Here is a 21636-nt window from a genome sequence, read left to right as displayed (position 1 = left end):
AGCCCTCACGGCATCGCTCTCGGTGCCGCACTGACGGATGGCTCGGGCGCCATGAACGATGGGTACGACAGGTGACCGAACGCAGTGCGACCGATCCACGCCGGGACGGTAGGCGTGCAGGTCACCCGTTGGAGGCTGGCTTCGGTCGTCAGAAGGGCAGCGTCACTGGTGGTGCGTTGGCGAGGTTGGGTTCGGCGGTGGTCGGTGTGCCCCAGGGGGTGTCGTCGTGGCTGGTGTTGGTGAAGCGTGGTCCTTGGGGTTGGGGTGCGTCGTGGAGGGTGGTGCCGAGGGGGCTGGTCCATTCGAGGATGCCGTGCTCGAGCTGTTGGACGCTCCAGCGGGTGGCGTGCTTCATGGTGTGGTGGCGGCGGCAGAGGCTGGCGAGGTTGGACAGGGTGGTGGGGCCGCCGTCGGCCCAGTCTTGGGTGTGGTCGAGGTCGGTGCTGCTGACGCGGTTGCTGCAGCCGGGCCAGCGGCAGTGGCCGTCGCGGCGGCGCAGCCAGCGCCGCATGGCGCGGCTGGGCCGGTAGGTGTCGACGGTGACGGGCACGCCTGTGACGGGGTCGAGGAAGAGCCGCTCCCAGGTGACCGTGTCGGCGGCGAGGGAGCGGACGGTGGCGGCGTCGACGAGGATGTCGCCCTCGAGCATCGCCGGGAACCGCAGCCCCGGCGCAGCATCACCGCCGCGGCCCTCGGTGCCATTGCCGGTGCCGGTGCCGTTGCCGGTGGCGTTGCCGGTGCCGTTGGCGCCGTCGTGGCGGTCGGCGTCGTCGTGGAGGAGGGCGGTGGCGGGGATGGTGACGATGATCGTCGCGGCGATGCCGTTGACGCCGGCGAGGTTCTGCGGGGTGTGGCCGGTGAGGAGGAGCTCGAGGTAGGCGTCGGCGCGGAACTGGTCGAAGGTGCGCGGGTCGTCCTTCGCCTTGCCGCGGGCGGCGTCCGTCAGCCGCGCGAACGCGGCCGCGCCGAGCGCCGCGGGCACGCGTGCGCAGAGATCGACCATGCCGTCTCCCGCGTCGTGCAGCGATACCGCCCGCTGCTGACTGGCCGTCTCGTACCGCTGCTGCAGCGGCGCGGTCAGGACACGGTCGACGATCCGGCGTGCGCGGGAGCGCAGCCGCCCGGGCGTGGTCGTCTCGGCGACCGCGACGAGCTCCTGCTCGACCAGCGCCCGCTGCTCGTGCTCGACCGCAGCGTCGAGGCGGAGCGCTTCGGTCGCGGTCACGATCGCGCGCAGGTGGCTGGCCGTGATGCGGCCCGCGCGGTGCGCGTCGTGCGCCAGCGGCAGCTCGGTGACCGTCTGCCACGCGTCGGTCATGCGCCGCTCGATCGCACGATCCGACAGGTGCAGCTCCACCGCCAGCACCGAGGCCGCCTCGCGCAGGTTCGTCTCGAACGAGCCCGGCTCGGCCAGCAGCCGCGCGAACCGGTCCGCGAGCAGCTCACGCTTGGCCGCCTCCAGCCGCGCCGCCTGCGCCTCCAGCGCCCGCACCCGGCCCACATACGCGGCCTCCGCACGCAGCCGCGCCGTGCCCTCCGACTCCACCGGGCCCGGCAGCTGCGGCACCCGCATCCGGCCCGTCACGACCGCATCCAGCTCGACATCCGACAGCGCCAGCAGCCGCGCCGTCCACTCCCGGTCGTACGCGTCGAGCGAGGCCTGCAGCTCATCCGCCGACTGCCCGTACGGGTCGACCGCGCCAGCACGGACCGCGGCGATGTAGGCGTCGGCGTCGATGGCCTCAGGGTCAGTGCCCTGGGGGTCGAGGCCATCGTCGCTCATGGGTGCATCACATCACGCACCACTGACATCGGAGGCGGGCGATCGAGAGGCGTGAACAAGCCGCCGACCGGGTCTCGTGACGCGTGCGGCTGCGCCGTGCGCTCCTCGACCAACGGCGGGTCTCGCGACGCGTGCGGCTGCGCCGCGCGCTCCTCGACCAACGGGCATGACGCGTGCGGCTGCGCCGCGCGCTCCTCGACCAACGGGCATGACGCGTGCGGCTGCGCCGCGCGCTCCTCGACCAGCGGGCAGGGGCGGGTCAGGCGATCGAGGCGGGGCCGAGCAGGCTCTTGAGCTCACCGAAGAGGTCGGAGGAGACGCGCACCCGCTGCGGCAGCGCGAAGACCCGCTCGAGATCTGGGCGCTGCAGCGCGATGCGCACGTCGGTTGGCCCGGCGTGGCGCTCGAGCAGTCCGCGCAGCTCTCGCATGGCCGTCATCGAGGCCCGCCGCTCCGGGATGCGCAGCTCGAGCGGCCGCGTCTCGTCGATCGGCTGCACATCGGGCGTGTCGATCGCGTTCGCGTGCACCGACACCGAGTCGTCGCGCGTGCGCACGCGGCCCCGCACGACCACCACCTGATCGGCCTGCAGCGCGACGCGGTACTCCGTGTAGGTCTTGCCGAGCACCATGATCTCGAGCTCGCCGCTGAAGTCCTCGACGGCGATGATGCCGTAGGGGTTGCCGGAGTTGCGCGCGACGCGGTGCTGCACGCTCGTGATGAGGCCGGCCAGCGAGACGTGCTCGCCATCCTCGACCTCCTGCAGCTCCTGGATCTGGTGCGTCGCGTGCTTCGCGAGCTCGAGCTCCAGCCCCGAGAGCGGGTGGTCCGAGACGTACAGGCCGAGCATCTCGCGCTCGAAGGCCAGCTTGTCCTGCTTGCCCCACTCCGGGCGATCGGGCACCCGGTCGGCGACCGCATCGAGGTCGTCGAACATGTCGCCGAAGAGGTCGACCTGCCCGTTCGCCTCGTTGCGCTTGATGGAGACGGCCGCATCCACCGCATCCTCGTGGATCTCGAGCATCGCTCGCCGCGTCACGCCCATGGTGTCGAAGCCGCCCGACTTGATGAGCGACTCGACGGTGCGCTTGTTGGCCACGCCGAGCGGCACCTTCTTCAGGAAGTCGTGGAACGACCCGAACGCGCCCTCGCGCTTGCGAGCCGCCACGATGCCGTCCACGACGCCCTCGCCGACGTTGCGCACGGCACCGAGGCCGAAGCGGATGTCGTCGCCGACGGCGGTGAAGTACAGGGTCGACTCGTTGACGTCCGGCGGCTGCACCGTGATGCCCATCCGCCTGCACTCCGACAGGTAGATAGCCATCTTGTCCTTCGAGTCGCCGACGCTCGTCAGCAGCGCCGCCATGTACTCGGCCGGGTAGTGCGCCTTGAGGAACGCCGTCCAGTAGGAGATGACACCGTAGGCGGCGGAGTGCGCCTTGTTGAACGCGTAGTCGGAGAATGGCAGCAGGATGTCCCAGAGCGCCTTCACGGCGGCCGCCGAGTAGCCGCGCTCGCGCATGCCGCCGGAGAAGGCCTCGAACTGCTTGTCGAGCTCCTCCTTCTTCTTCTTGCCCATCGCGCGCCGCAGGATGTCGGCCTGGCCGAGCGTGTAGCCGGCGACCTTCTGCGCGACCGCCATCACCTGCTCCTGGTAGATGATGAGGCCGTACGACTCCGACAGGATCTCGGCGAGGGGCTCCTCGAGCTCAGGGTGGATGGGCGTGATGGGCTGCGCACCGTTCTTGCGGAGCGCGTAGTTCGTGTGCGAGTCGGCGCCCATCGGACCCGGGCGGTAGAGGGCGATGACGGCCGAGATGTCGCCGAAGCTGTCGGGCCGCATGAGCCGCAGCAGCGAGCGCAGCGGCCCGCCGTCGAGCTGGAACACGCCCAGCGTGTCGCCGCGCTGCAGCAGCTCGTAGGCGCCCCGGTCGTCGAGCGGCAGCGTCTCGAGATCGATGTCCTCGCCGCGGTTGGCGCGGATGTTGTCGAGCGCGTCAGAGACGATGGTGAGGTTGCGCAGCCCCAGGAAGTCCATCTTGATGAGGCCGAGCGACTCGCACGCCGGGTAGTCGAACTGCGTGATGATCGCGCCGTCCTGCTCCCGCTTCATGATCGGGATGATGTCGATCAGCGGATCGGAGGACATGATGACGCCGGCCGCGTGCACACCCCACTGGCGCTTGAGGTTCTCGAGGCCGAGCGCCGTCTCGTAGACCGTCTTCGCCTCGGGGTCCGATTCGATGAGCGCGCGGAAGTCGCCCGCCTCCTTGTAGCGCTCGTGCGTCGGATCGGTGATGCCGCCGAGCGGGATGTCCTTCGCCATGATCGCCGGGGGCATCGCCTTCGTGAGCTTGTCGCCCATCCCGAACGGGAAGCCCAGCACCCGGCTCGCGTCCTTCAGCGCCTGCTTCTGCTTGATGGTGCCGTAGGTCACGATCTGCGCGACGCGCTCGGTGCCGTACTTCTCGGTGACGTAGCGGATCACCTCGCCCCGGCGACGATCGTCGAAGTCGATGTCGAAGTCGGGCATCGAGACGCGATCGGGGTTGAGGAACCGCTCGAAGATGAGGCCGTGCTCGAGCGGGTCGAGGTCTGTGATGCGCATGGCGTAGGCGGCCATGGAGCCGGCGCCGGAGCCTCGCCCGGGGCCGACGCGGATGCCGTTGTCCTTCGCCCAGTTGATGAAGTCGGCGACCACCAGGAAGTAGCCCGGGAAGCCCATGCCCGAGATGACGCCGATCTCGTACTCCGCCTGCGCCTGCACCGCGTCGGGGATGCCGCTCGGGTAGCGGCGCTCGAGGCCCGCGTGCACCTCGTGGCGGAACCACGAGTGCTCGTCGTGCCCCTCGGGCACCGGGTACCGCGGCATGTAGTTCGCGTCGGTGTCGAACTGGACGTCGCAGCGCTCCGCGATGAGCAGCGTGTTGTCGCACGCCTCCGGCAGGTCGCGGAACAGGTGCCGCATCTCGGCGGCCGACTTGACGTAGTAGCCGCCGCCGTCGAGGCGGAACCGGTTCGGGTCGTCCATCGTCGAGCCCGACTGCACGCACAGCAGCGCGTCGTGGCTCTTGGCGTCCTCGGCGCGCGTGTAGTGCAGGTCGTTGGTCGCCAGCAGCGGCAGCCCCAGCTGCTTGCCGATGTCGAGCAGGCCGTCGCGCACGCGCCGCTCGATCTCGAGGCCGTGGTCCATGAGCTCGAGGAAGTAGTTGTCGGCGCCGAAGAGGTCGCGGTAGGAGGCCGCGGCCTCGAGCGCGAGGTCGAACTGGCCGAGGCGCAGCCTGGTCTGCACCTCGCCGGAGGGGCAGCCGGTCGTGGCGATGAGCCCGCTGGAGTAGCGCTCGAGCAGCTCGCGGTCCATGCGCGGCTTGAAGTAGTAGCCCTCCATGGAGGCGTACGACGAGAGTCGGAAGAGGTTGTGCAGCCCCTCGTTGTTCTCGGCGAGCAGCGTCATGTGCGTGTAGGCGCCGCCACCGGAGACGTCATCGCCGGAGGGAGCGCCCTGGTCGCCCCACTTGACCCTCGTGCGCTCCGAGCGGTGGGTGCCCGGGGTGATGTAGGCCTCGGTGCCGATGATCGGCTTCAGGCCCTGCGCCTTCGCTGCCTTCCAGAAGTCGAAGGCCCCGAACACGTTCCCGTGGTCGGTCATCGCGACCGCGGGCATCCCCTCGTCGTGCACCGCCTGCATCAGATCCTTGATGCGTGCTGCACCGTCGAGCATCGAGTACTCGGTGTGGACGTGGAGGTGCGCGAAGGAGTCTGCCATTTCCCTTCGATCCTACGTCGCGGCGCCGACGCGACGTGCCGGGCTAGTCCTCGCGCAGCAGGTCGAGCGCGTGCGCGAGCTGCGCCGGATAGGAGGAGCTGTAGAGCACCTGCTCGCCCGTCGCGGGGTGCCGGAACCCGAGGCGCATCGCGTGCAGCCACTGCCGCTCGAGCCCGAGCCGCGCAGATGTCGTCGGGTCGGCGCCGTACATGGTGTCGCCCAGGCACGGATGCTTCCTGGCGGCCATGTGCACGCGGATCTGGTGGGTGCGCCCGGTCTCGAGCGTCACCTCCAGCAGGCTCCCGCCGCGGTACGCCTCGAGCGTCTCGTAGTGGGTGATCGCGTGCTTGCCGCTCGAGACGACGGCGAAGCGCCACTCGTGGCTCGGGTGCCGGCCGATCGGCGCGTCGATCGTGCCGGAGAGCGGGTCGGGATGCCCCTGCACCGCCGCGTGGTAGATCTTCGTCACCTCGCGGTCGTGGAACGCGGCCTTCAGGTGCGTGTAGGCGCGCTCGCTCTTCGCGACCACCATGAGCCCGCTCGTGCCGGCGTCGAGCCGGTGGACGACGCCCTGCCGCTCGGCGGCGCCGGAGGTCGCGATGTCGAAGCCGGCCGCGGCGAGCGCGCCGACCACCGTCGGGCCCTGCCACCCCACCGAGGGATGCGCAGCGACGCCCGCGGGCTTGTCGACGACGACGATGTCCGCGTCGTCGTGCACGATGCCGAGGTCGGGGACGGGCGTCGGGACGAGCCTGGGCTCCTCGCGCGGCTGCCACGACAGGTCGAGCCAGGCGTCGCCGAGCAGCCGATCGGACTTGCCGAGCACCGTGCCGTCCTGCACCGCGCCGCCCGCGTCGAGCATCCCGACGACCGCCGTGCGCGAGAGCCCGAGCAGCTTCGCGAGCCCGGCGTCGGCACGGGTGCCGTCGAGCCCCGGCGGCACCTGCAGGAACCGCGTCTCCATCAGGCGCCGGCTCCCGGGCGATCCTCGGGGTCGAGCGGCTGCGTGGCATCGGGATCGTCAGCCGCCGGGCGCGCATGCGCCGGATCATCGGTGTGGCGTCGGCCGTCGAGGCCGATGTTGAGCAGCACGAGCAGCACCACCCCGATCATCGAGCCGACGATGAAGACGTCGGCGATGTTGAAGATGGCCGGGAAGCCCCACACCTGGATGAAGTCGATCACGTGCCCGACGAAGAAGCCGGGCTCGCGGGTCAGACGATCGGTCAGGTTGCCGAGCGTGCCGCCGAGCACGCCGCCGAAGGCGACGGCCCACAGGATCGAACGGATGCGCCGCACCTGCGTCGCGATGAAGATGACGACCGCGGCGGCCAGGATCGTGAAGATCCAGGTGGAGCCGGCGGCGAAGGAGAACGCTGCGCCAGGGTTTCGCACGAAGTGCCACTGCAGCACCTCGCCCAGCACCTGCCGCTGCTCGCCCTCAGCCATCGACGCCAGGACCCACTCCTTGGACAGGAGGTCGGCCACCCACGCGAGCGCAGCGGTCCCGAGCACGATCCCCAGCATGAGCCAGGTCGAGCGCGGGGCGGCGCTGCGTGGGCGCGAGCCGTGCGCGGGCGCGCGGTCGTCCGTCACCGAGCGGCTCAGCTGCCGCTCTGCCCGCCGAAGGCGAGCGAGGACGAGCGGTCGAGGTCGCGCAGCTGGCTCTCGATGTAGCCGCGCAGCTTGAGGCGGTAGTCGCGCTCGAAGCTCTTCAGCTCGTCGATCTTGGCCTCGAGGCCGGCCTTCTGCTCGTCGAGCTTGGCCTTCGCGTCGTCGAACTGGCCCTGCAGCGCGACCTTGCGCTGCTCGGCGGCGGCCTCGATCTCCTGCGCCTTGGTCTCGGCGGCGGCGATGAGCTCGTCGCGCTTCTGCTCGCCCTCGGCGACGTGCTCGTCGTGGACGCGCTGCGCGAGCTTGATCAGGCTGTCGGACTGCGTGACCGACGGCGAAGCGGGCTCGGCGGCCGCAGCGGGAGCCTCGGCCTCTGCCGGAGCCTGCGTCTGGGAGGGCTGCGCGTCGGCCTGTGCGGCGGCGGCAGCGGCTGCCTCGTCGCGGTCGGCGAGCTCCTTGGCGAGGCGCTCGTTCTCGGCGCGCAGCTGCTCGAGCTCTGCCGTGTCGACCTGCTCGACGGGCGCGGCAGCCTCTGCGGGCGCGGCAGCCTCTGCGGGCGCAGCAGCCTCGGCGGGCGCAGCGCTGGCGCCGCCCGACTTCAGCTGCTCGTTCTCCGCGCGGAGCGCCTCGTTCTCCTCGGTCAGACGACGGAGCTCCGTGACCACCTCATCGAGGAAGTCGTCGACCTCGTCCTGGTCGTAGCCGTCCCGGAAGCGCGTCGTCTCGAAGCGCTTGTGGACGACGTCGTCAGGAGTCAGAGCCATGGCGTGCCTTTCTTGGTCAGTCGCCTGCCGGTGGGCAGGCGGCACAGGTTCACTGTACCCGGCGCGGTTCGCGCTCCGGAGATCGTAGCGCCGAGCGGGCGTCTCCGCCTCTCAGCCAGCTCGGTTCAGACGTAGCGGAACTGGCCGACGACCGTCATCAGCAGCAGCAGCCCGAGCAGCAGCACGAGCATCGCGATGTCGAGCATGGCGCCGCCGATGCGGATCGGCTTCACGAAGCGGCGCACGAAGCGCAGCGGCGGGTCGGAGAGCCGCAGCAACCAGATGGAGACGAAGAGCCAGAAGCCCTTCGGCCGCCAGTCGCGCCGCAGCTGCCGCACGAAGTCGAGGATGATCCGCGCCCAGAGGACGTAGAACGCGACGAGCAGCGCCGTGTGGACGACCCAGGCGAGGATCGGGACGATCGTCACCGGGTCAGTGGGCGAAGACGGCTGCGTCCGCGTCCTCTTCGACGCCCCGCCCGCCCGAGACCGCGATGTGCTCGGGCGTCAGCAGGTAGACCTTGGTCGTGACGCGCTCGATGCGCCCCTCGAGGCCCTGCGTGAGGCCTGCCGAGAAGTCGATCAGGCGACGAGCGTCGCCGTCCGTCATCTGCGACAGGTTAATGATGACGGGGGTGCCGTCGCGGAATGCCTCGGCGATGGCCTTGGCATCCTTGTACTGGCGCGGGTGCACCGTGAGGATCTCGCTCATGTCGCTCACCTTCTGTGCGGGCCGGAGCTTGGTGACGGGAGCGCGGCGCGGCTCCTCGACGCGCTCGCGCGGCTGCTGCTGCGGAGCCCGGTCGTGCTCTTCGGTCCGCTCGACGGGACGGACCTCCTGGGTCAGCTCATCCTCCTCGGCGAAGCCGAAGTAGATCGCCGCCTTCTTCAGTGCGTTGCTCATGGATCCTCCTCGTGGCGTGCGTTCACGCTATCCGCCGGAGGGGCGGTTTCCCGTGATTGCCGTGCCGATTCTCAGGTGTGTCGCGCCGTGCTGGAGCGCCTCGCGCCAGTCGCCGCTCATGCCGGCGGAGATCCAGTCGGCGGATGGGTCGATGCGGCGCACGCGCTCGGCGTGCCTCGCGAGTCGTTCGAAGGCGCTGGCCGGCTCCTCGTCGAGCGGCGCGACCGCCATGACGCCGCGCAGCCGCAGCGCCCCTGCGGCAGCGACGCGCTCGGCGAGCGCCTCGAGGCCGTCGGGCGCGACGCCCCCGCGGGCGAGGTCGTCGGTCAGGTTGAGCTGCACGAGCGCGTCGCGCACGGGGCGCTCGTCGCCAGGCTCGCCGCCCTCGAGGGCGTCCACGAGCTCGACGGAGTCGATCGAGTGCAGGACGTCTGCGTAGCGCGCGACCTGCCGCGCCTTCTTGCGCTGCAACTGCCCGAGGAAGTGCCAGGTGAGTCCGAGATCGCCGAGCGCATCGGCCTTGTCGCGCGCCTCCGGGTGCCGGTTCTCGCCGAAGTGGCGATGCCCCGTGCTGGCCAGCTCGCGCACGAGCTCGACGGGGTGGAACTTGGTCACAACCACGACCGTGACCTCGCGCGCCCGGCGCGCCTCCTCGAGATCCTCGAGGAAGGCGGCCAGGCGCGCGGGGGCGTCAGTCATGCTCGCGGTCAGCGGATGCGGTCGGTGTCGTCAGCGGAGGAAGTCGGGGAGGAACTCGTCCTCCTCCTCATCCACCTGCGTCAGCGGCTGGACGGGACCGGTGAGGTGGTCGGCGACGGGCACGGCGGGGACCGCACGACGCTCGGCCGGCTCCTCCGTGCGGCGCACGTCGGCGCGTCGCTCGTCGCGGCGCTCCTCTGCGCGGGGCGCCGAGGGCGCGCCCGAGCGCAGCCCCATCTCGTCGCGCGCGGCAGTGCGGAGCACCGAGTCGTCGTCCTTCACGACCGGGCCGGCGCCGTCGAAGCCCGCGGCGATGACGGTGACGCGCACCTCGTCGCCGAGCGTGTCGTCGATGACGGTGCCGAAGATGATGTTCGCCTCGGGGTGCACCGCCTCCTGCACGAGCTTCGCGGCGTCGTAGGTCTCGTGGATGCCGAGGTTGCTGCCTGCCTGGATGGAGAGCAGCACGCCGTGGGCGCCGTCGATCTTCGCCTCGAGCAGCGGGCTCGCGACCGCGAGCTCTGCCGCCTTGATGGCGCGATCGGCACCGCGGGAGGAGCCGATGCCCATGAGCGCGCTGCCCGCGCCCTGCATGACCGACTTCACGTCGGCGAAGTCGACGTTGATGAGGCCCGGCGTCGTGATGAGGTCGGTGATGCCCTGGACACCCGCGAGCAGCACCTGGTCGGCGGTCTCGAAGGCCTCGACCATCGAGATGCCCATGTCGGAGATCTCGAGCAGCCGGTCGTTGGGCACGACGATGAGCGTGTCGACCTCGTTCTTGAGCGCCTCGACGCCCGCCTCGGCCTGCGCCTGGCGACGGCGACCCTCGAAGGAGAACGGCTTGGTCACGACGCCGACCGTCAGCGCACCGAGGCTCTTCGCGATGCGCGCCACGACGGGCGCGCCGCCCGTGCCGGTGCCGCCGCCCTCGCCTGCGGTGACGAAGACCATGTCGGCGCCCGCGAGCGCCTCCTCGATCTCCTCCGCGTGGTCCTCCGCAGCGCGGCGCCCCACCTCGGGATCCGCGCCTGCACCGAGACCCTTCGTGAGCTCGCGGCCCACGTCGAGCTTCACGTCGGCGTCGCTGAGCAGCAGCGCCTGCGCGTCGGTGTTGATCGCGATGAACTCGACGCCTCGGAGACCGAGGTCGATCATGCGGTTGACGGCGTTCACACCGCCACCGCCCACGCCGACCACCTTGATGACGGCGAGGTAGTTGTTGTTGGAAGTCACGTTCCGGCCCCTCGATCGAACTCTCAACCTCTAGTTGAGGTTTAGAGAATTCCTCATTTCATGCTGACGACTCCGACGGTACGGGCGCACGGAGCACCTGCTCGTGACCGTCAGGGCGTGTCGCGCCGGGATCCGCCAAGAAAAAGTTTCGTCAGGTTCTGGCGGGCGCCGAGGCCGCCCGATGCCGGCGAGCCCAGACCACCGAGGTCGAGCGGGCGGCTCAGGAGCCGCGGACCACCGGGTGCTCCGGCGCGCGCACGTCGAGCACCGCAGCGGTCTCGGGATCCTGCGTCGACATCAGCGCGGCCAGGACGTCCGCCTTCAGCGGGCTCTGCTCTGCACCGCCCCACTGCACCTGCTGACCGGTGTCGAGCGTGAGCCTGATGTCGGATGCGGTGGGCGCCTCGATCGTCTCGGTGGCCGAGAGCACCTCGCTCGGCACGGAGACGAGCAGCGTCGCGACCGCCTCGAACTGCTCGGTGCCGACCTCGACCCCGACGAGGCGCGGCAGCGCATCCGTCGTCTCGTCGACCGTGCCGAGCACGACACCGGCGGCATCGATGACGGATGCGCCGGCGTCGGCGCCGATGACGGCGACGGGCCGCCGCTCGACGAGGTGCACGATGACGCTCGAGGGCGGCACGACGTCGACGCGGAACGACTCGATCTGCGGGATCGCCTGGAGCCGCTCGGCGATGCCGGCCTCCGTGACCGTCGCGATCGGCTGCCCGAGCTGATCGGCGAGCACCTCCTGCACGGCTGCCGGATCGACGCGCTCCGCGCCCTCGACCTGCACCTCGCGCACGGACATGAGCGGCGACCAGACGAGGCCGACCAGCACGAGCAGCGCCAGCACCAGCCCACCGGCAGCGAGCAGCGCGGTGCGCAGCTGCCTGCGGCGCTCGGCCGTGAACCTGCGCACCTCGGCACGCTCCTGGCGGATGCGGGCGCGCTTCGCGATCCGCGCCTCGCGACGCGTGTCGGCGAGCTCTGCGCGATCGAGCCTGCGCTGCTCGCGCTGCGACGCTCGCCACGCGCGATCCACGCGCTGGGCGTGCGACTCGCCCTCGGCGAGCGGCTCGGCAGCCGAGTCGGCCAGATGGTCGCTCGCACCGCCTCGGCGAGCGGTGGGGGTGCTCGCGGGCGCGCCTCCGCCTCGCGGCTCGGCTGCGGCGTCCGCGCTATCCGCGTCTGCATCGGCGGTCTGCTCGTCCTCGAGCCCCGCGTAGGCGCTCAGCGCCCAGCGCCGCGGCTCGGGCCGCTCGGCCGCCGATGCACCGGCGTCGCGCACCGCCTCGTCCTGCAGCGCCTGCTCGCGCCGGCGGCGCAGCGCGTCGAGCCTGACGACCTCGCGCACCTCGGCGACGACCCGGCGCGCGCGCTCGTCGCCCTGGTCCGCGGCTGCCGGCTGCTCGTCGCCGTCGCGATCGGCCGGCCGATCGAAGCCCTCGGGTCGCCTCACGCCTGGGCGCCGTCCTCGAGGGCCGACAGCACCTGCGGGATGATCCGGTAGACGTCGCCGCACGAGAGCGTGACGATGATGTCGCCGGGCTGCGCGAGCGCGGCCGCGCGCGCGGCGGCTGCCTGCCAGTCGGGCAGGAAGTCGACATCGGCGGGATCGGCGAAGCGCTCGGCGACGAGTGCGCCCGTCACGCCGGGGATGGGATCCTCGCGGGCGCCGTAGACGTCGAGCACCACCGTGTGGTCGGCGACCCGCTCGTAGACCGAGGCGAACTCCCCGGCCATGTCGCGCGTGCGGGTGTAGAGGTGGGGCTGGTGGATGGCGATGATGCGCCCCTCGCCGATGACGGTGCGGGCAGCGGTGAGCGCCGCGTCGACCTCGGCCGGGTGGTGCGCGTAGTCGTCGAAGACCCGCACGCCGCGGCGCTCGCCGTGCAGCTCGAAGCGCCGGCCCGTGCCGCGGAACGCTGCGAGCGCACCCGCGATGTCGGCGGGCGCGAAGCCCAGCGCCACGAGCGTCGCGAGGGCACCGGCCGCGTTGACGGCGTTGTGCCTGCCCGGCACGCCCACCTCGAGCTCGAGCCGCTCCCCCGCGATCTCCAGCACGCACGAGGCGGTCTGACCCGTGCGGATCTCGAGGATGCGCACATCCGCCCCCTCGGACTCGCCGAAGCTGATCACGCGCGCGTGGTCGATGAGCCCGCGCACGCGCTGCGCGCCCTCGTCATCGGCAGAGATGACGACGGCCTCGCTCGCGCGGTTCGCGAACTGCGCGAAGGCCTCGTCGAAGGCCTCGGGGGTGCCGTAGTGGTCGAGATGATCGGTGTCGACGTTCGTGATGAGGGCGACGGCCACGTCGTAGAGCAGGAACGAGCCGTCGGACTCGTCGGCCTCGAGCACGAACACGTCGGAGCTGCCCTGCGAGCTCGACGTGTCGAGCCCGGCGATGACGCCGCCGTTCACGAAGCCGGCATCGACGCCCAGGCCGTGCAGGCCGACGACGAGCATGCCGGTGGTCGTCGTCTTGCCGTGCGCGCCGCCGACGGCGACCACGCGCTTGCCGCGCGCGAGCACGTGCAGGGCCTGCGACCGGTGCAGCACGGGGATGCCGTGCTCGCGCGCCACGAGGAGCTCGGGGTTGTCCGGCCAGAGCGCGCTCGTGACGACCACGGCGTCGACGCGCCCCTCGCCCTCCACGGGCACGTTGCCACCGTCGTGGCCGATCGCGACGGAGGCGCCACGCTCGACCAGGCGGTCGAGCGTCGCCGAGCCGGAGCGATCCGAGCCGGAGACGGCGAGGCCCGCGTCGAGCATCATGTGGGCGATGCCCGACATGCCCGAGCCGCCGATGCCGATGAAGTGGACGCGCTCGATCCGCTCGGGGATCGGCTGGCTGAAGTCCGGTTCGATCACGACTGCCTCCTCGTGGCCGCGGCCCGCTCGATGAGATCGCACATGCGGTCGCTGCCGTCGCTCGCTCCCGCGCCCGCGCTCGCAGAGGCCATCTCGGCGAGCCGATCGGCGCTCCGCAGCAGCGGCACGAGCCTCGTGCGCACCCATTCTGCCGTGAACTCGCCGTCCGCGACGAGGAGTGCGCCACCAGCGGAAACCTGGTCGGCGGCGTTCATCCCCTGCTCGCCGTTGCCGTAGGGCAGCGGCACGTACACCGCCGGCAGCCCGACGGCCATGAGCTCCGAGACGGTGAGGCTGCCGGCGCGGCACACCACCAGGTCGGCAGCGGAGAGCGCCAGATGCATGCGGTCGAGGTACTCGATCGCGACGTAGTGCGCCGTCGTGGCGGGCTCGAAGTCGGTCTGCCTGCCGCCGGAGAGGTGCAGGACCTGCCAGCCGGCGTCGACGATGTCGCCCGCCGCCTCGACGATCGTGCGGTTGATGGAGCGGGCGCCCTGCGAGCCGCCGGTGACGAGCAGCGTCGGGCGCTCAGGCGCGAGGCCGAGCTCGGCGATCGCCTCATCGCGCAGCCCCGCGCGATCGAGACCGGTGATCTCTGGCCGCAGCGGCATCCCCACCAGCTCGCCCTGGAGCTTCGTCGAGCGGTAGGAGAGGCCGACGAAGTCGGTCCAGCGCGCGCCGAGGAGGTTCGCCATGCCCGGCTTCGCGTTCGCCTCGTGGATCACGATGGGCACGCCCTCGAGGTGCGCAGCCCGATAGGCGGGGGCGGATGCGTAGCCGCCGAAGCCGACGACGACGTCGGGCCTGCGGTCGCGGATCAGGGCGCGCACCTCGCGCACGACGCGTCGCCAGCGACCGGGGAAGCGCAGCGCCGCCGCATCCGGCCTGCGCGGGAACGGCAGCTTGGCGATGGTGACGAGCTCGAGGCCCGCGCGGGGCACGAGCTCGCGCTCGAGGCCCTCTGCCGTGCCGAGCACGGTGATCTCGACGCCCGGGTGGCGCTCCCGCAGCCGCTGCGCGGTCGCGAGCAGCGGGTTGACGTGGCCGGCGGTGCCACCGCCGGCGAGCAGCACGCGCACGGCTCAGCCCCTCGCTGCTGCGGGCAGGGGCTCCTCGCCCCGCGCCCTGGGGTTGTCGACCCGCTCGAGGGAGAGGACGATGCCTACGACGAGCAGCGCGGCGATGAGCTGCGAACCGCCGGAGGAGATGAACGGCAGCGGCACGCCAAGCACCGGGAGCAGCCCGAGCACCACGGCGATGTTGACCAGCGCCTGCCCGACGAGCCACACCATCGCGGCACCGACGACGACGCGCGTCATCTGCATCGACGCCTGCCGCACGATGCGGAGCATCGTCCAGGCCAGGAGCGCGAACAGCGCGAGCACCACGATCGCGCCCAGCAGCCCGAGCTCTTCGCCGATGATGGCGAAGATGTAGTCGTTGTCGGCCTCCGGGAGCCACGACCACTTGGCGCGGGAGTTGCCGAGGCCGACGCCGAAGAGGCCGCCTGCCGACAGCGCCCAGGTGCCGTGCAGCTGCTGCCAGCAGTCGGAGTAGTAGACGTCGTTCGTGCAGCCCTGCAGGAACGAGGTGATGCGCCGCACGCGCGACACGCTCGCGAGCACGATCGGCACGGCCAGCACCGACAGCACGACCACCGGCAGGAGCAGGTGCCACCACTTGACGCCTGCGAACCAGAGCGCCCCGAACGACAGCGCCACCATGATGACGACCGTGCCGAGGTCGCTGCCCAGCAGCACGAGGCCGATCGAGAGCCCCGCGACCGGCCCGGCAGGGATCCACACCTGCCAGAAGCTGCCCAGGCGCTTCTGCTTCCGCGTCATGATCATCGCGAGCCAGACGCACAGCGCGACCTTGACGAACTCCGAGGGCTGCAGCGAGAAGCCGCCGAAGCCGATCCAGTTCCGGTTGCCGCCCGCGCCGAAGCCGAGGGGGGTGAAGACGAGCACCTGCAGCGCGATGCCGAGCATGATCCCGACCCATGCGAGCCGCTGCCAGACGCTGGCCGGCATCCTCGCGGCGACCAGCATCGCGACGACGCCGATCGAGGCGAAGGCCGACTGCTTCACGAAGTCGGTGAAGAAGGATCCGTTCGCCACGTAGCTCTCCACCGACGAGGAGGAGAGCACCATCACGAGGCCGAAGATCACGAGGAACAGCGTCGTCCCCATGAGCAGGGCCGCGTTCAACGTCGGTGCGCCGAAGATCGAGCGCACGCGCACGAGCGCGCGCCTGCCCATCCGCTCAGCGCGGCCCGAGCGGTCGTCAGTCGCGATCGCGGCTCGGGGTGCCGTCGTCGTCGCCATGGGCGCCCCTCCCCTGCTCTTCCCTCGCCAGCACGGCCTCGGCGAACCGATCGCCGCGCTCTGCGTAGTCCTTGAACTGGTCCATGGATGCTGCCGCCGGCGCCAGCAGGACCGTGACGCCGGGCGCGGCGTGCGCTGCGGCCGCCTCGACGGCGACGCGCATCACGGAGACAGTGTCCGCCGAGTCGACCTCCACGAGCGGGATGCCGGGGGCGTGTCGCGCGAACGCCTCGCGCACGGGGGCTCGGTCGACCCCGATCGCGACCGCCGCGACGATGCGCTTCGCGTGGCGCTCGACGAGCGGTGCGACGTCGGCGCCCTTGAAGAGTCCGCCGACGATCCACACGACCCGGTCGAAGGCGCTCAGGCTGCCCTCGGCCGCGTGCGGGTTCGTGGCCTTCGAGTCGTCGACGAAGCGCACACCGCCCTGCTCCGCGACCAGCTCGGTGCGGTGGCGGTCGAGGCGGAAGGACCGGATCGCGTCCCGCACGTGCACCGGCTCAGCGCCGAAGGCGCGCGCCAGCGCTGCGGCGGCGAGCACGTTGCGGGTCATGTGCGGCGAGCGCAGGCCCGCCGGCTCGAGGTCGGCGAGGCTCGCGAGCTCGAGCGCCTGCGCGTGCCGCGCGTCGAGGAAGGCGCGGTCGACGAGCACGTCCTCGACCATGCCGAGGTCGCTCGGACCCGGGATGCCGAGGCTGAAGCCGATCGCTCGGCAGCCCTCCACGACCTCGGCCTCCTCCACCATGTGCATGGTGGTCGCATCCTCGACGTTGTAGACGGCCGCGACCCGAGCGTTGCCGTAGGCCTTCGCCTTGGCGACGCGGTACGCATCCGCCGAGCCGTGCCAGTCGAGGTGGTCGTCGTCGATGTTGAGCACCGCGGCCGAGTGCGGCCAGAGGGCGCCTGCGCCGGCGGCCGGCAGCGCGTGCAGCTGGAAGCTCGAGAGCTCGACGACGAGCACGTCGAAGCCGCCCGGGTCGCGCACCGCGTCCAGCACGGGCGTGCCGATGTTGCCGACCGGCGCGACGCGCATGCCGGCCTCTCGCAGCATGTGCGCGGTGAGCTGCGTCGTCGTGGTCTTGCCGTTCGTGCCGGTGATGAGGATCCACTCGGCGGCCCGCACCTTGTCGCGCACGCGCCAGGCGAGCTCGATGTCACCCCAGACGGCGATGCCGCGCGCAGCGGCCGCGACGAGCCACGGGTGGTCCGGGCGCAGTCCCGGCGAGGCGATGACGACCTCGGCCTCGGTGATGGCGGCCGGCAGCTCGTCAGCGCCCGCCTCGACGATGGGGACGGCGAGCACGCCGAGGATGGTGCGGCGCTCGTCGTCCACGCGCTCGGCGACGACGGTGACGGATGCGCCCAGCTCGACGAGCGTGTCGGCGGCAGCGAAGCCGGTGACGCCGAGGCCGAGCACCGCGACCTGCAGGCCCGCCCAGTCGCTGTGCCAGGAGGTGAGGGTGTCGAGGTCGCGCATCAGCCCTGCAGCGCCCACTCGAAGTAGAACAGCCCGATGCCGGCGGCGACGAACAGCCCGCCCAGGATCCAGAACCGCACGACGATCGTGACCTCTGCCCAGCCCTTCAGCTCGAAGTGGTGGTGCAGCGGGGTCATGAGGAAGATGCGCTTGCCGCCGGTGAGCTTGAAGTAGGTGCGCTGCACGATCACGGAGCCTGTGACGATGATGGGCAGGCCGGCGATCAGCAGCAGCAGCAGGTGCGTGTCGGTCATGATCGCGAAGCCGGCGAGCGCGCCGCCGAGCGAGAGCGAGCCGACGTCGCCCATGAAGATCTGGGCGGGCGTCGTGTTCCACCAGAGGAAGCCGATGAGCGCACCGACCAGGGTCGCGGCGACCGTCGCGACGTCGAGCGGCTGCACGACGTCGTAGCAGCCCGCCGCCGGATCGGCCGAGAAGCACGACTGGTTGAACTGCCAGAAGGCGATGAACGCGAAGCCGGTGGCAGAGAGGATGACGGAGCCCGTCGCGAGGCCGTCGAGCCCGTCGGTGACGTTGACGGCGTTCGAGGCCGAGACGTTCATGAGGAGGATCCAGAGCACGAAGACGATGCCGCCCATCGCGCCCCACGCGGTCAGGTCGAGCCACGGGATGTCGCGCACGCCGGAGATCACCGTGTCGACCACTGGCCGGCCCCCGGCGGCCGGCACCGTGATCGCGAGCACCCCGAAGAGCACCGAGACCACGACCTGGCCGGCGACCTTCGCCCATCCGCCGAGGCCCAGCGAGCGCTGGTTCGAGATCTTGAGGAAGTCGTCGACGAAGCCGACCGCGCCCATGCCGACCATCAGGAGCAGGATGAGCAGCGCGGGCATCGTCGGCTGATCCTGGCCGAGCAGCTTGCCGCCGAAGTAGCCGAGGACCGTCGCCACGATGAACACGAGACCGCCCATCGTGGGGGTGCCGCGCTTGACGTGGTGCGACTGCGGACCGTCGTCGCGGATGAACTGGCCCCAGCCGATGCGGGAGAAGAGCCGCGCGAACAGCGGCGTGCCGATCAGGGAGACGAGCAGGCCGATGCCCGCGGATGCCAGCAGCACGAGCATCAGAGGCCCCCGATCCGCTCTGCGAGGGCCTGGAGGCCCGACACGTTGGAAGACTTGAACAGCACGACGTCGCCCTCGACGAGCTCGCTGCGCAGGAGCGCCTCGGCCTCGTCGGCGGTGGCGACCCAGGTGGTGTGCTGGCCGAACGACGACTCGAGCTCGGCGGCGTCGTGGATCGCCCTGGCGCCGATGCCGACGACGACGAGCCGATCGATGCGCACCCGCACGGCGAGGCGGCCGAGCCGGTCGTGCTCCTCGACCGCGTGCGGGCCGAGCTCTGCCATCTCGCCCAGCACCGCGATCGAGCGGCGCGAGGCCTGGCGGGTCATGTGGGCGAGCGAGCGCAGCGCGGCAGCGGTCGAGTCCGGGCTGGCGTTGTACGCGTCGTTGATGACGGTGATGCCGCCGCCGGGCTCGAGGATCTCCATGCGGCCGCGCTCAGCGCGCTCCATGGTGGCGAGCGCCTCGATCGCGGGCGCGAGCGGCACGCCGAGCGCGTCGGCGACCGTGAGCGCCGCGAGCGCGTTCATGACGTGGTGCTCGCCGAGGATGCGCATGCGCAGCGGCAGCGCCTCCTCGCCTCGGTGGATGGTGGCGACCGTGCCCTCGAGCGTCGAGTCGATGCCGTCGGCCCAGAGCGCCGCAGGCTCTTCGGCGGAGCCGGGCTCGGTGCCGAACCAGCGCACGCTCGCGCGCGTCGCCGCCGCCATGCCGCGCACCCGCTCGTCGTCGCGGTTGAGCACGGCCACGCCCTCGGCGCCCAGGTCGCTCACCATCTCGGTCTTCGCGCGCGTCGTGGTCTCGATGCCGCCGAACTCGCCGGCATGGGCGAGGCCCACCTTGAGGACGACGCCGATGTCGGGGTGCGACATGGCGGTGAGCCGAGCAATGTCGCCCTCGACGCTCGCGCCCATCTCGAGCACGAGGTAGCGCGTCGACTCGTCGATGCGCAGCATCGTCATCGGAGCGCCGACCTCGTTGTTGAAGGACTTCACGGGCGTGACGGTCGGGCCGTGCGGCTCGAGGATCGCCTGCAGCATGTTCTTGGTCGTCGTCTTGCCGTTCGAGCCGGTCACCCCGACGACGGTGAGGTCGCCAGCGGCGCGCACCCGAGCGATCACGTGCGCCGCCAGTGCTCCGAGCGCGAAGACGCCCTCGGCGACCACCACGTGCGGGATCGCCTGCTCGAGCTGCCGCTCGGCCACGACGAGCGCGGCGCCGTTCGCGATCGCCGCGTCGATGAAGCGATGGCCGTCCGTCTCCTCGCCGGGCATGGCGAAGAACACGCCGCCCGCCGCGACGAGCCGGGAGTCGGTCTCGACCGAGCCCGTCACGAGCACGTCGTCGCCGAGCAGCTCGCCATCGACGGCGAGCGCGATCTCGCTCGCCCGCAGCCGCAGCATCAGACGCCGCCCATCAGCGAACCGGGGACCGCCCTGCCGCCCGCGCGCATCACCGCGCGTCGCTCTCGCGGCGCTTGCCCGCATCCGTCGGCCACCCAGCCTCGCGCAGTGCGTGCCGAGCCTCGTCGCGGGCGACGAAGGGCTCGCGCACCCCCGCCACGTCGCGGTAGTCGGCGTCGCCCGGCCCTGCCCAGAGCACGGTGTCGCCAGGCCCGGCCTGCTCGACCGCGAGCCGGATCGCCGCCTCTTCCGGCGAGGCCTCGAGCACCGGCTTGTCGCCGGCGGCGGCGCGTGCGCCGACCAGCACCTGGGCGCGGATGCTCGCGGCATCCTCGGAGCGCGGGTTGAAGTCGGTCACGACCACCACGTCCGCGAGCTGCGCGGCGATGCGACCCATGTCGGCCCGCTTCGTCGCGTCGCGATCGCCATCGGCGCCGAAGACCATGATGAGCCTGCCGCGGGTGACGCGGCGCAGCGCGACGAGGGTCTGCTCGAAGGCGTCGGGGCTGTGGCCGTAGTCGACGAAGACCGCGGGGCCCTCGTCGCCCGAGACGCGCTCGACGCGGCCGGGCAGCGTCGGCCGCATGCCGCGATCGATCGCCTCGGCGACGCCCTCGATCTCGAAGCCGTCCTCGACGAGCATCAGGATCGCGATGGCTGCGTCGACGGCCATGTGGCGCCCGATGAACGGGATCTGGACCTCGATCGCGCCGCCGTCGATGCCCGTGAGGGTGAACGAGGTGGAGACGGGGGTCTCCTCCCAGATGTCGACGTGCCAGTCGGCGTGGCGCTCCGGGTCGCTCGTGACGGTGGTGACGGGGATGCGGCTGCGCTCGGCGACGCGGGAGCCCCAGTCGGTGTCGACGCAGACGACCCCGCGCACGGCCCGATCGGGCGTGAAGAGCTCGAGCTTGACGTCGAAGTACGCCTCCATCGTGCCGTAGTCGTCGAGGTGGTCGTGGCTGAGGTTCGTGAAGGCGACGACGTCGAAGAGCACGCCGTCGACGCGGTGGCGCTCGATCGCCTGCGCACTGACCTCGAGCACCGCGGCGCGCACGCCCGCCTCCTGCATGCGGGCGAGCAGCGCGTGGAGCTCGCTCGCCTCGGGGGTCGTGAGCTTCGAGGTGACGACGAGGTCGCCCACGTGGCGCTCAGCCGTCGTCGAGAGGCCCGTGACGAAGCCGAGGTCGGCGAGCAGGCCCTCGAGCATGAAGGAGGTCGAGGTCTTGCCGTTCGTGCCGGTGATGCCGAAGAGCTTCGGCGGCTGCTCGCCGGTGCGGTAGACCCAGGCGGCGATCTCGCCGAGCGCGGCGCGCGGGTCGTCGATGACGAGCACGGGCACCTCGGTCTCGAGCAGCGCAGCGCCCGCGGCGTCGGTCACGACCGCGACCGCGCCGCGCTCGATGGCGGCAGGCGCGAACTCCGCGCCGTGACGGCGCGCACCCGGCAGGGCAGCGAAGAGGTCGCCGGGCTGCACGTCCGAGGAGTCGTTCGTGATGCCGGAGACCTCGACGCCATCGAGGTCGATGTCGATGTCGAGGTCGAACTCGTCGACGAGGCCGGCGAGCGGTCGCGGTGCAGGATGCTCCGGTCGCAGGATCCTCGGGGTCACGCCCGCCACGGACATCGTCTCCTCAGTGTGTCTGTCGGCCCGCATGCGGGCCTGTGGTCTGGGTTGTCATCTGGGGCTGCCGCTACCGGGCGC

Annotated in this window: 17 protein-coding genes; all 17 read right to left on the bottom strand. The window is 71.5% G+C overall.

The window, feature by feature from the left end; all coding sequences use genetic code 11:
• Positions 1-148 precede the first annotated feature (148 nt).
• The 17 genes from BQ6202_RS04565 to BQ6202_RS04485 all read right to left on the bottom strand — a co-directional run bounded on the left by BQ6202_RS04565 (position 149) and on the right by BQ6202_RS04485 (position 21552).
• Positions 149-1783 (bottom strand): HNH endonuclease signature motif containing protein, encoded by a 1635-nt coding sequence (locus tag BQ6202_RS04565; protein WP_072313308.1) that lies wholly within the window; start codon positions 1781-1783, stop codon positions 149-151.
• Positions 1784-2042: 259 nt separating this feature from the next.
• Positions 2043-5549: a DNA polymerase III subunit alpha gene (gene dnaE / locus BQ6202_RS04560; RefSeq protein WP_072313307.1), complete on the bottom strand. Its 3507-nt coding sequence runs from the start codon at positions 5547-5549 to the stop codon at positions 2043-2045.
• A gap of 43 nt (positions 5550-5592) precedes the next feature.
• Positions 5593-6513: an RluA family pseudouridine synthase gene (locus BQ6202_RS04555; RefSeq protein ID WP_072313306.1), complete on the bottom strand. Its 921-nt coding sequence runs from the start codon at positions 6511-6513 to the stop codon at positions 5593-5595.
• On the bottom strand, positions 6513-7145 hold the full coding sequence (gene lspA / locus BQ6202_RS04550) for a signal peptidase II (protein WP_234946120.1): 633 nt from the start codon (positions 7143-7145) through the stop codon (positions 6513-6515). Before lspA ends, BQ6202_RS04555 begins: the two co-directional genes overlap by 1 nt.
• Before the next feature lie 8 nt (positions 7146-7153).
• Entirely contained in the window at positions 7154-7927 is a 774-nt protein-coding gene (locus BQ6202_RS04545) for a DivIVA domain-containing protein (protein WP_072313305.1), read from the bottom strand.
• A 125-nt stretch (positions 7928-8052) separates the two neighbouring features.
• Positions 8053-8355, bottom strand: a complete 303-nt coding sequence (locus BQ6202_RS04540; protein WP_083587022.1) for a YggT family protein — start codon at positions 8353-8355, stop codon at positions 8053-8055.
• 4 nt (positions 8356-8359) lie between these two features.
• Entirely contained in the window at positions 8360-8830 is a 471-nt protein-coding gene (locus BQ6202_RS04535) for a cell division protein SepF (RefSeq protein ID WP_072313304.1), read from the bottom strand.
• A 27-nt stretch (positions 8831-8857) separates the two neighbouring features.
• Positions 8858-9529 (bottom strand): YggS family pyridoxal phosphate-dependent enzyme, encoded by a 672-nt coding sequence (locus tag BQ6202_RS04530; RefSeq protein ID WP_072313303.1) that lies wholly within the window; start codon positions 9527-9529, stop codon positions 8858-8860.
• Positions 9530-9559: 30 nt separating this feature from the next.
• Positions 9560-10765: a cell division protein FtsZ gene (gene ftsZ / locus BQ6202_RS04525; protein ID WP_072313302.1), complete on the bottom strand. Its 1206-nt coding sequence runs from the start codon at positions 10763-10765 to the stop codon at positions 9560-9562.
• 220 nt (positions 10766-10985) lie between these two features.
• Positions 10986-12227 carry a cell division protein FtsQ/DivIB gene (locus BQ6202_RS14555; protein ID WP_083587021.1) on the bottom strand — a complete coding sequence of 414 codons (1242 nt, stop codon included), beginning with the start codon at positions 12225-12227 and terminating at the stop codon, positions 10986-10988.
• On the bottom strand, positions 12224-13639 hold the full coding sequence (gene murC, locus BQ6202_RS04515; RefSeq protein ID WP_072313301.1) for a UDP-N-acetylmuramate--L-alanine ligase: 1416 nt from the start codon (positions 13637-13639) through the stop codon (positions 12224-12226). The genes BQ6202_RS14555 and murC overlap by 4 nt, the downstream gene beginning before the upstream one ends.
• Positions 13636-14718, bottom strand: a complete 1083-nt coding sequence (gene murG, locus BQ6202_RS04510; RefSeq protein ID WP_072313300.1) for an undecaprenyldiphospho-muramoylpentapeptide beta-N-acetylglucosaminyltransferase — start codon at positions 14716-14718, stop codon at positions 13636-13638. Before murG ends, murC begins: the two co-directional genes overlap by 4 nt.
• Positions 14719-14721: 3 nt before the next feature.
• Positions 14722-15966 carry a putative lipid II flippase FtsW gene (gene ftsW / locus BQ6202_RS04505; protein ID WP_083587020.1) on the bottom strand — a complete coding sequence of 415 codons (1245 nt, stop codon included), beginning with the start codon at positions 15964-15966 and terminating at the stop codon, positions 14722-14724.
• Positions 15926-17443: a UDP-N-acetylmuramoyl-L-alanine--D-glutamate ligase gene (gene murD, locus BQ6202_RS04500; RefSeq protein ID WP_072313299.1), complete on the bottom strand. Its 1518-nt coding sequence runs from the start codon at positions 17441-17443 to the stop codon at positions 15926-15928. The genes ftsW and murD overlap by 41 nt, the downstream gene beginning before the upstream one ends.
• A complete protein-coding gene (gene mraY, locus BQ6202_RS04495) occupies positions 17443-18528 on the bottom strand; it encodes a phospho-N-acetylmuramoyl-pentapeptide-transferase (protein ID WP_072313298.1) in 1086 nt (361 codons plus the stop codon). The genes murD and mraY overlap by 1 nt, the downstream gene beginning before the upstream one ends.
• Complete coding sequence (locus BQ6202_RS04490) at positions 18528-19931, bottom strand: UDP-N-acetylmuramoyl-tripeptide--D-alanyl-D-alanine ligase (protein ID WP_072313297.1); 1404 nt, start codon at positions 19929-19931, stop codon at positions 18528-18530. Before BQ6202_RS04490 ends, mraY begins: the two co-directional genes overlap by 1 nt.
• A gap of 49 nt (positions 19932-19980) precedes the next feature.
• Positions 19981-21552, bottom strand: a complete 1572-nt coding sequence (locus tag BQ6202_RS04485) for a Mur ligase family protein (RefSeq protein WP_234946119.1) — start codon at positions 21550-21552, stop codon at positions 19981-19983.
• Positions 21553-21636: the final 84 nt, after the last annotated feature.

The sequence above is a fragment of the Agrococcus sp. Marseille-P2731 genome, from assembly GCF_900117395.1.
Classification (GTDB): domain Bacteria; phylum Actinomycetota; class Actinomycetes; order Actinomycetales; family Microbacteriaceae; genus Agrococcus.
Note: the sequence above shows the minus strand (reverse complement) of the source record. Positions and strands in the feature narration are given on the sequence as shown.

Coding starts and splice junctions, on each gene's coding strand:
- BQ6202_RS04565 (WP_072313308.1), bottom strand. CDS start 1,783: ATGAGCGACGATGGCCTCGACCCCCAGGGCACTGACCCTGAGGCCATC.
- dnaE (WP_072313307.1), bottom strand. CDS start 5,549: ATGGCAGACTCCTTCGCGCACCTCCACGTCCACACCGAGTACTCGATG.
- BQ6202_RS04555 (WP_072313306.1), bottom strand. CDS start 6,513: ATGGAGACGCGGTTCCTGCAGGTGCCGCCGGGGCTCGACGGCACCCGT.
- BQ6202_RS04545 (WP_072313305.1), bottom strand. CDS start 7,927: ATGGCTCTGACTCCTGACGACGTCGTCCACAAGCGCTTCGAGACGACG.
- BQ6202_RS04535 (WP_072313304.1), bottom strand. CDS start 8,830: ATGAGCAACGCACTGAAGAAGGCGGCGATCTACTTCGGCTTCGCCGAG.
- BQ6202_RS04530 (WP_072313303.1), bottom strand. CDS start 9,529: ATGACTGACGCCCCCGCGCGCCTGGCCGCCTTCCTCGAGGATCTCGAG.
- ftsW (WP_083587020.1), bottom strand. CDS start 15,966: ATGGCGACGACGACGGCACCCCGAGCCGCGATCGCGACTGACGACCGC.
- murD (WP_072313299.1), bottom strand. CDS start 17,443: ATGCGCGACCTCGACACCCTCACCTCCTGGCACAGCGACTGGGCGGGC.
- mraY (WP_072313298.1), bottom strand. CDS start 18,528: ATGCTCGTGCTGCTGGCATCCGCGGGCATCGGCCTGCTCGTCTCCCTG.
- BQ6202_RS04490 (WP_072313297.1), bottom strand. CDS start 19,931: ATGCTGCGGCTGCGGGCGAGCGAGATCGCGCTCGCCGTCGATGGCGAG.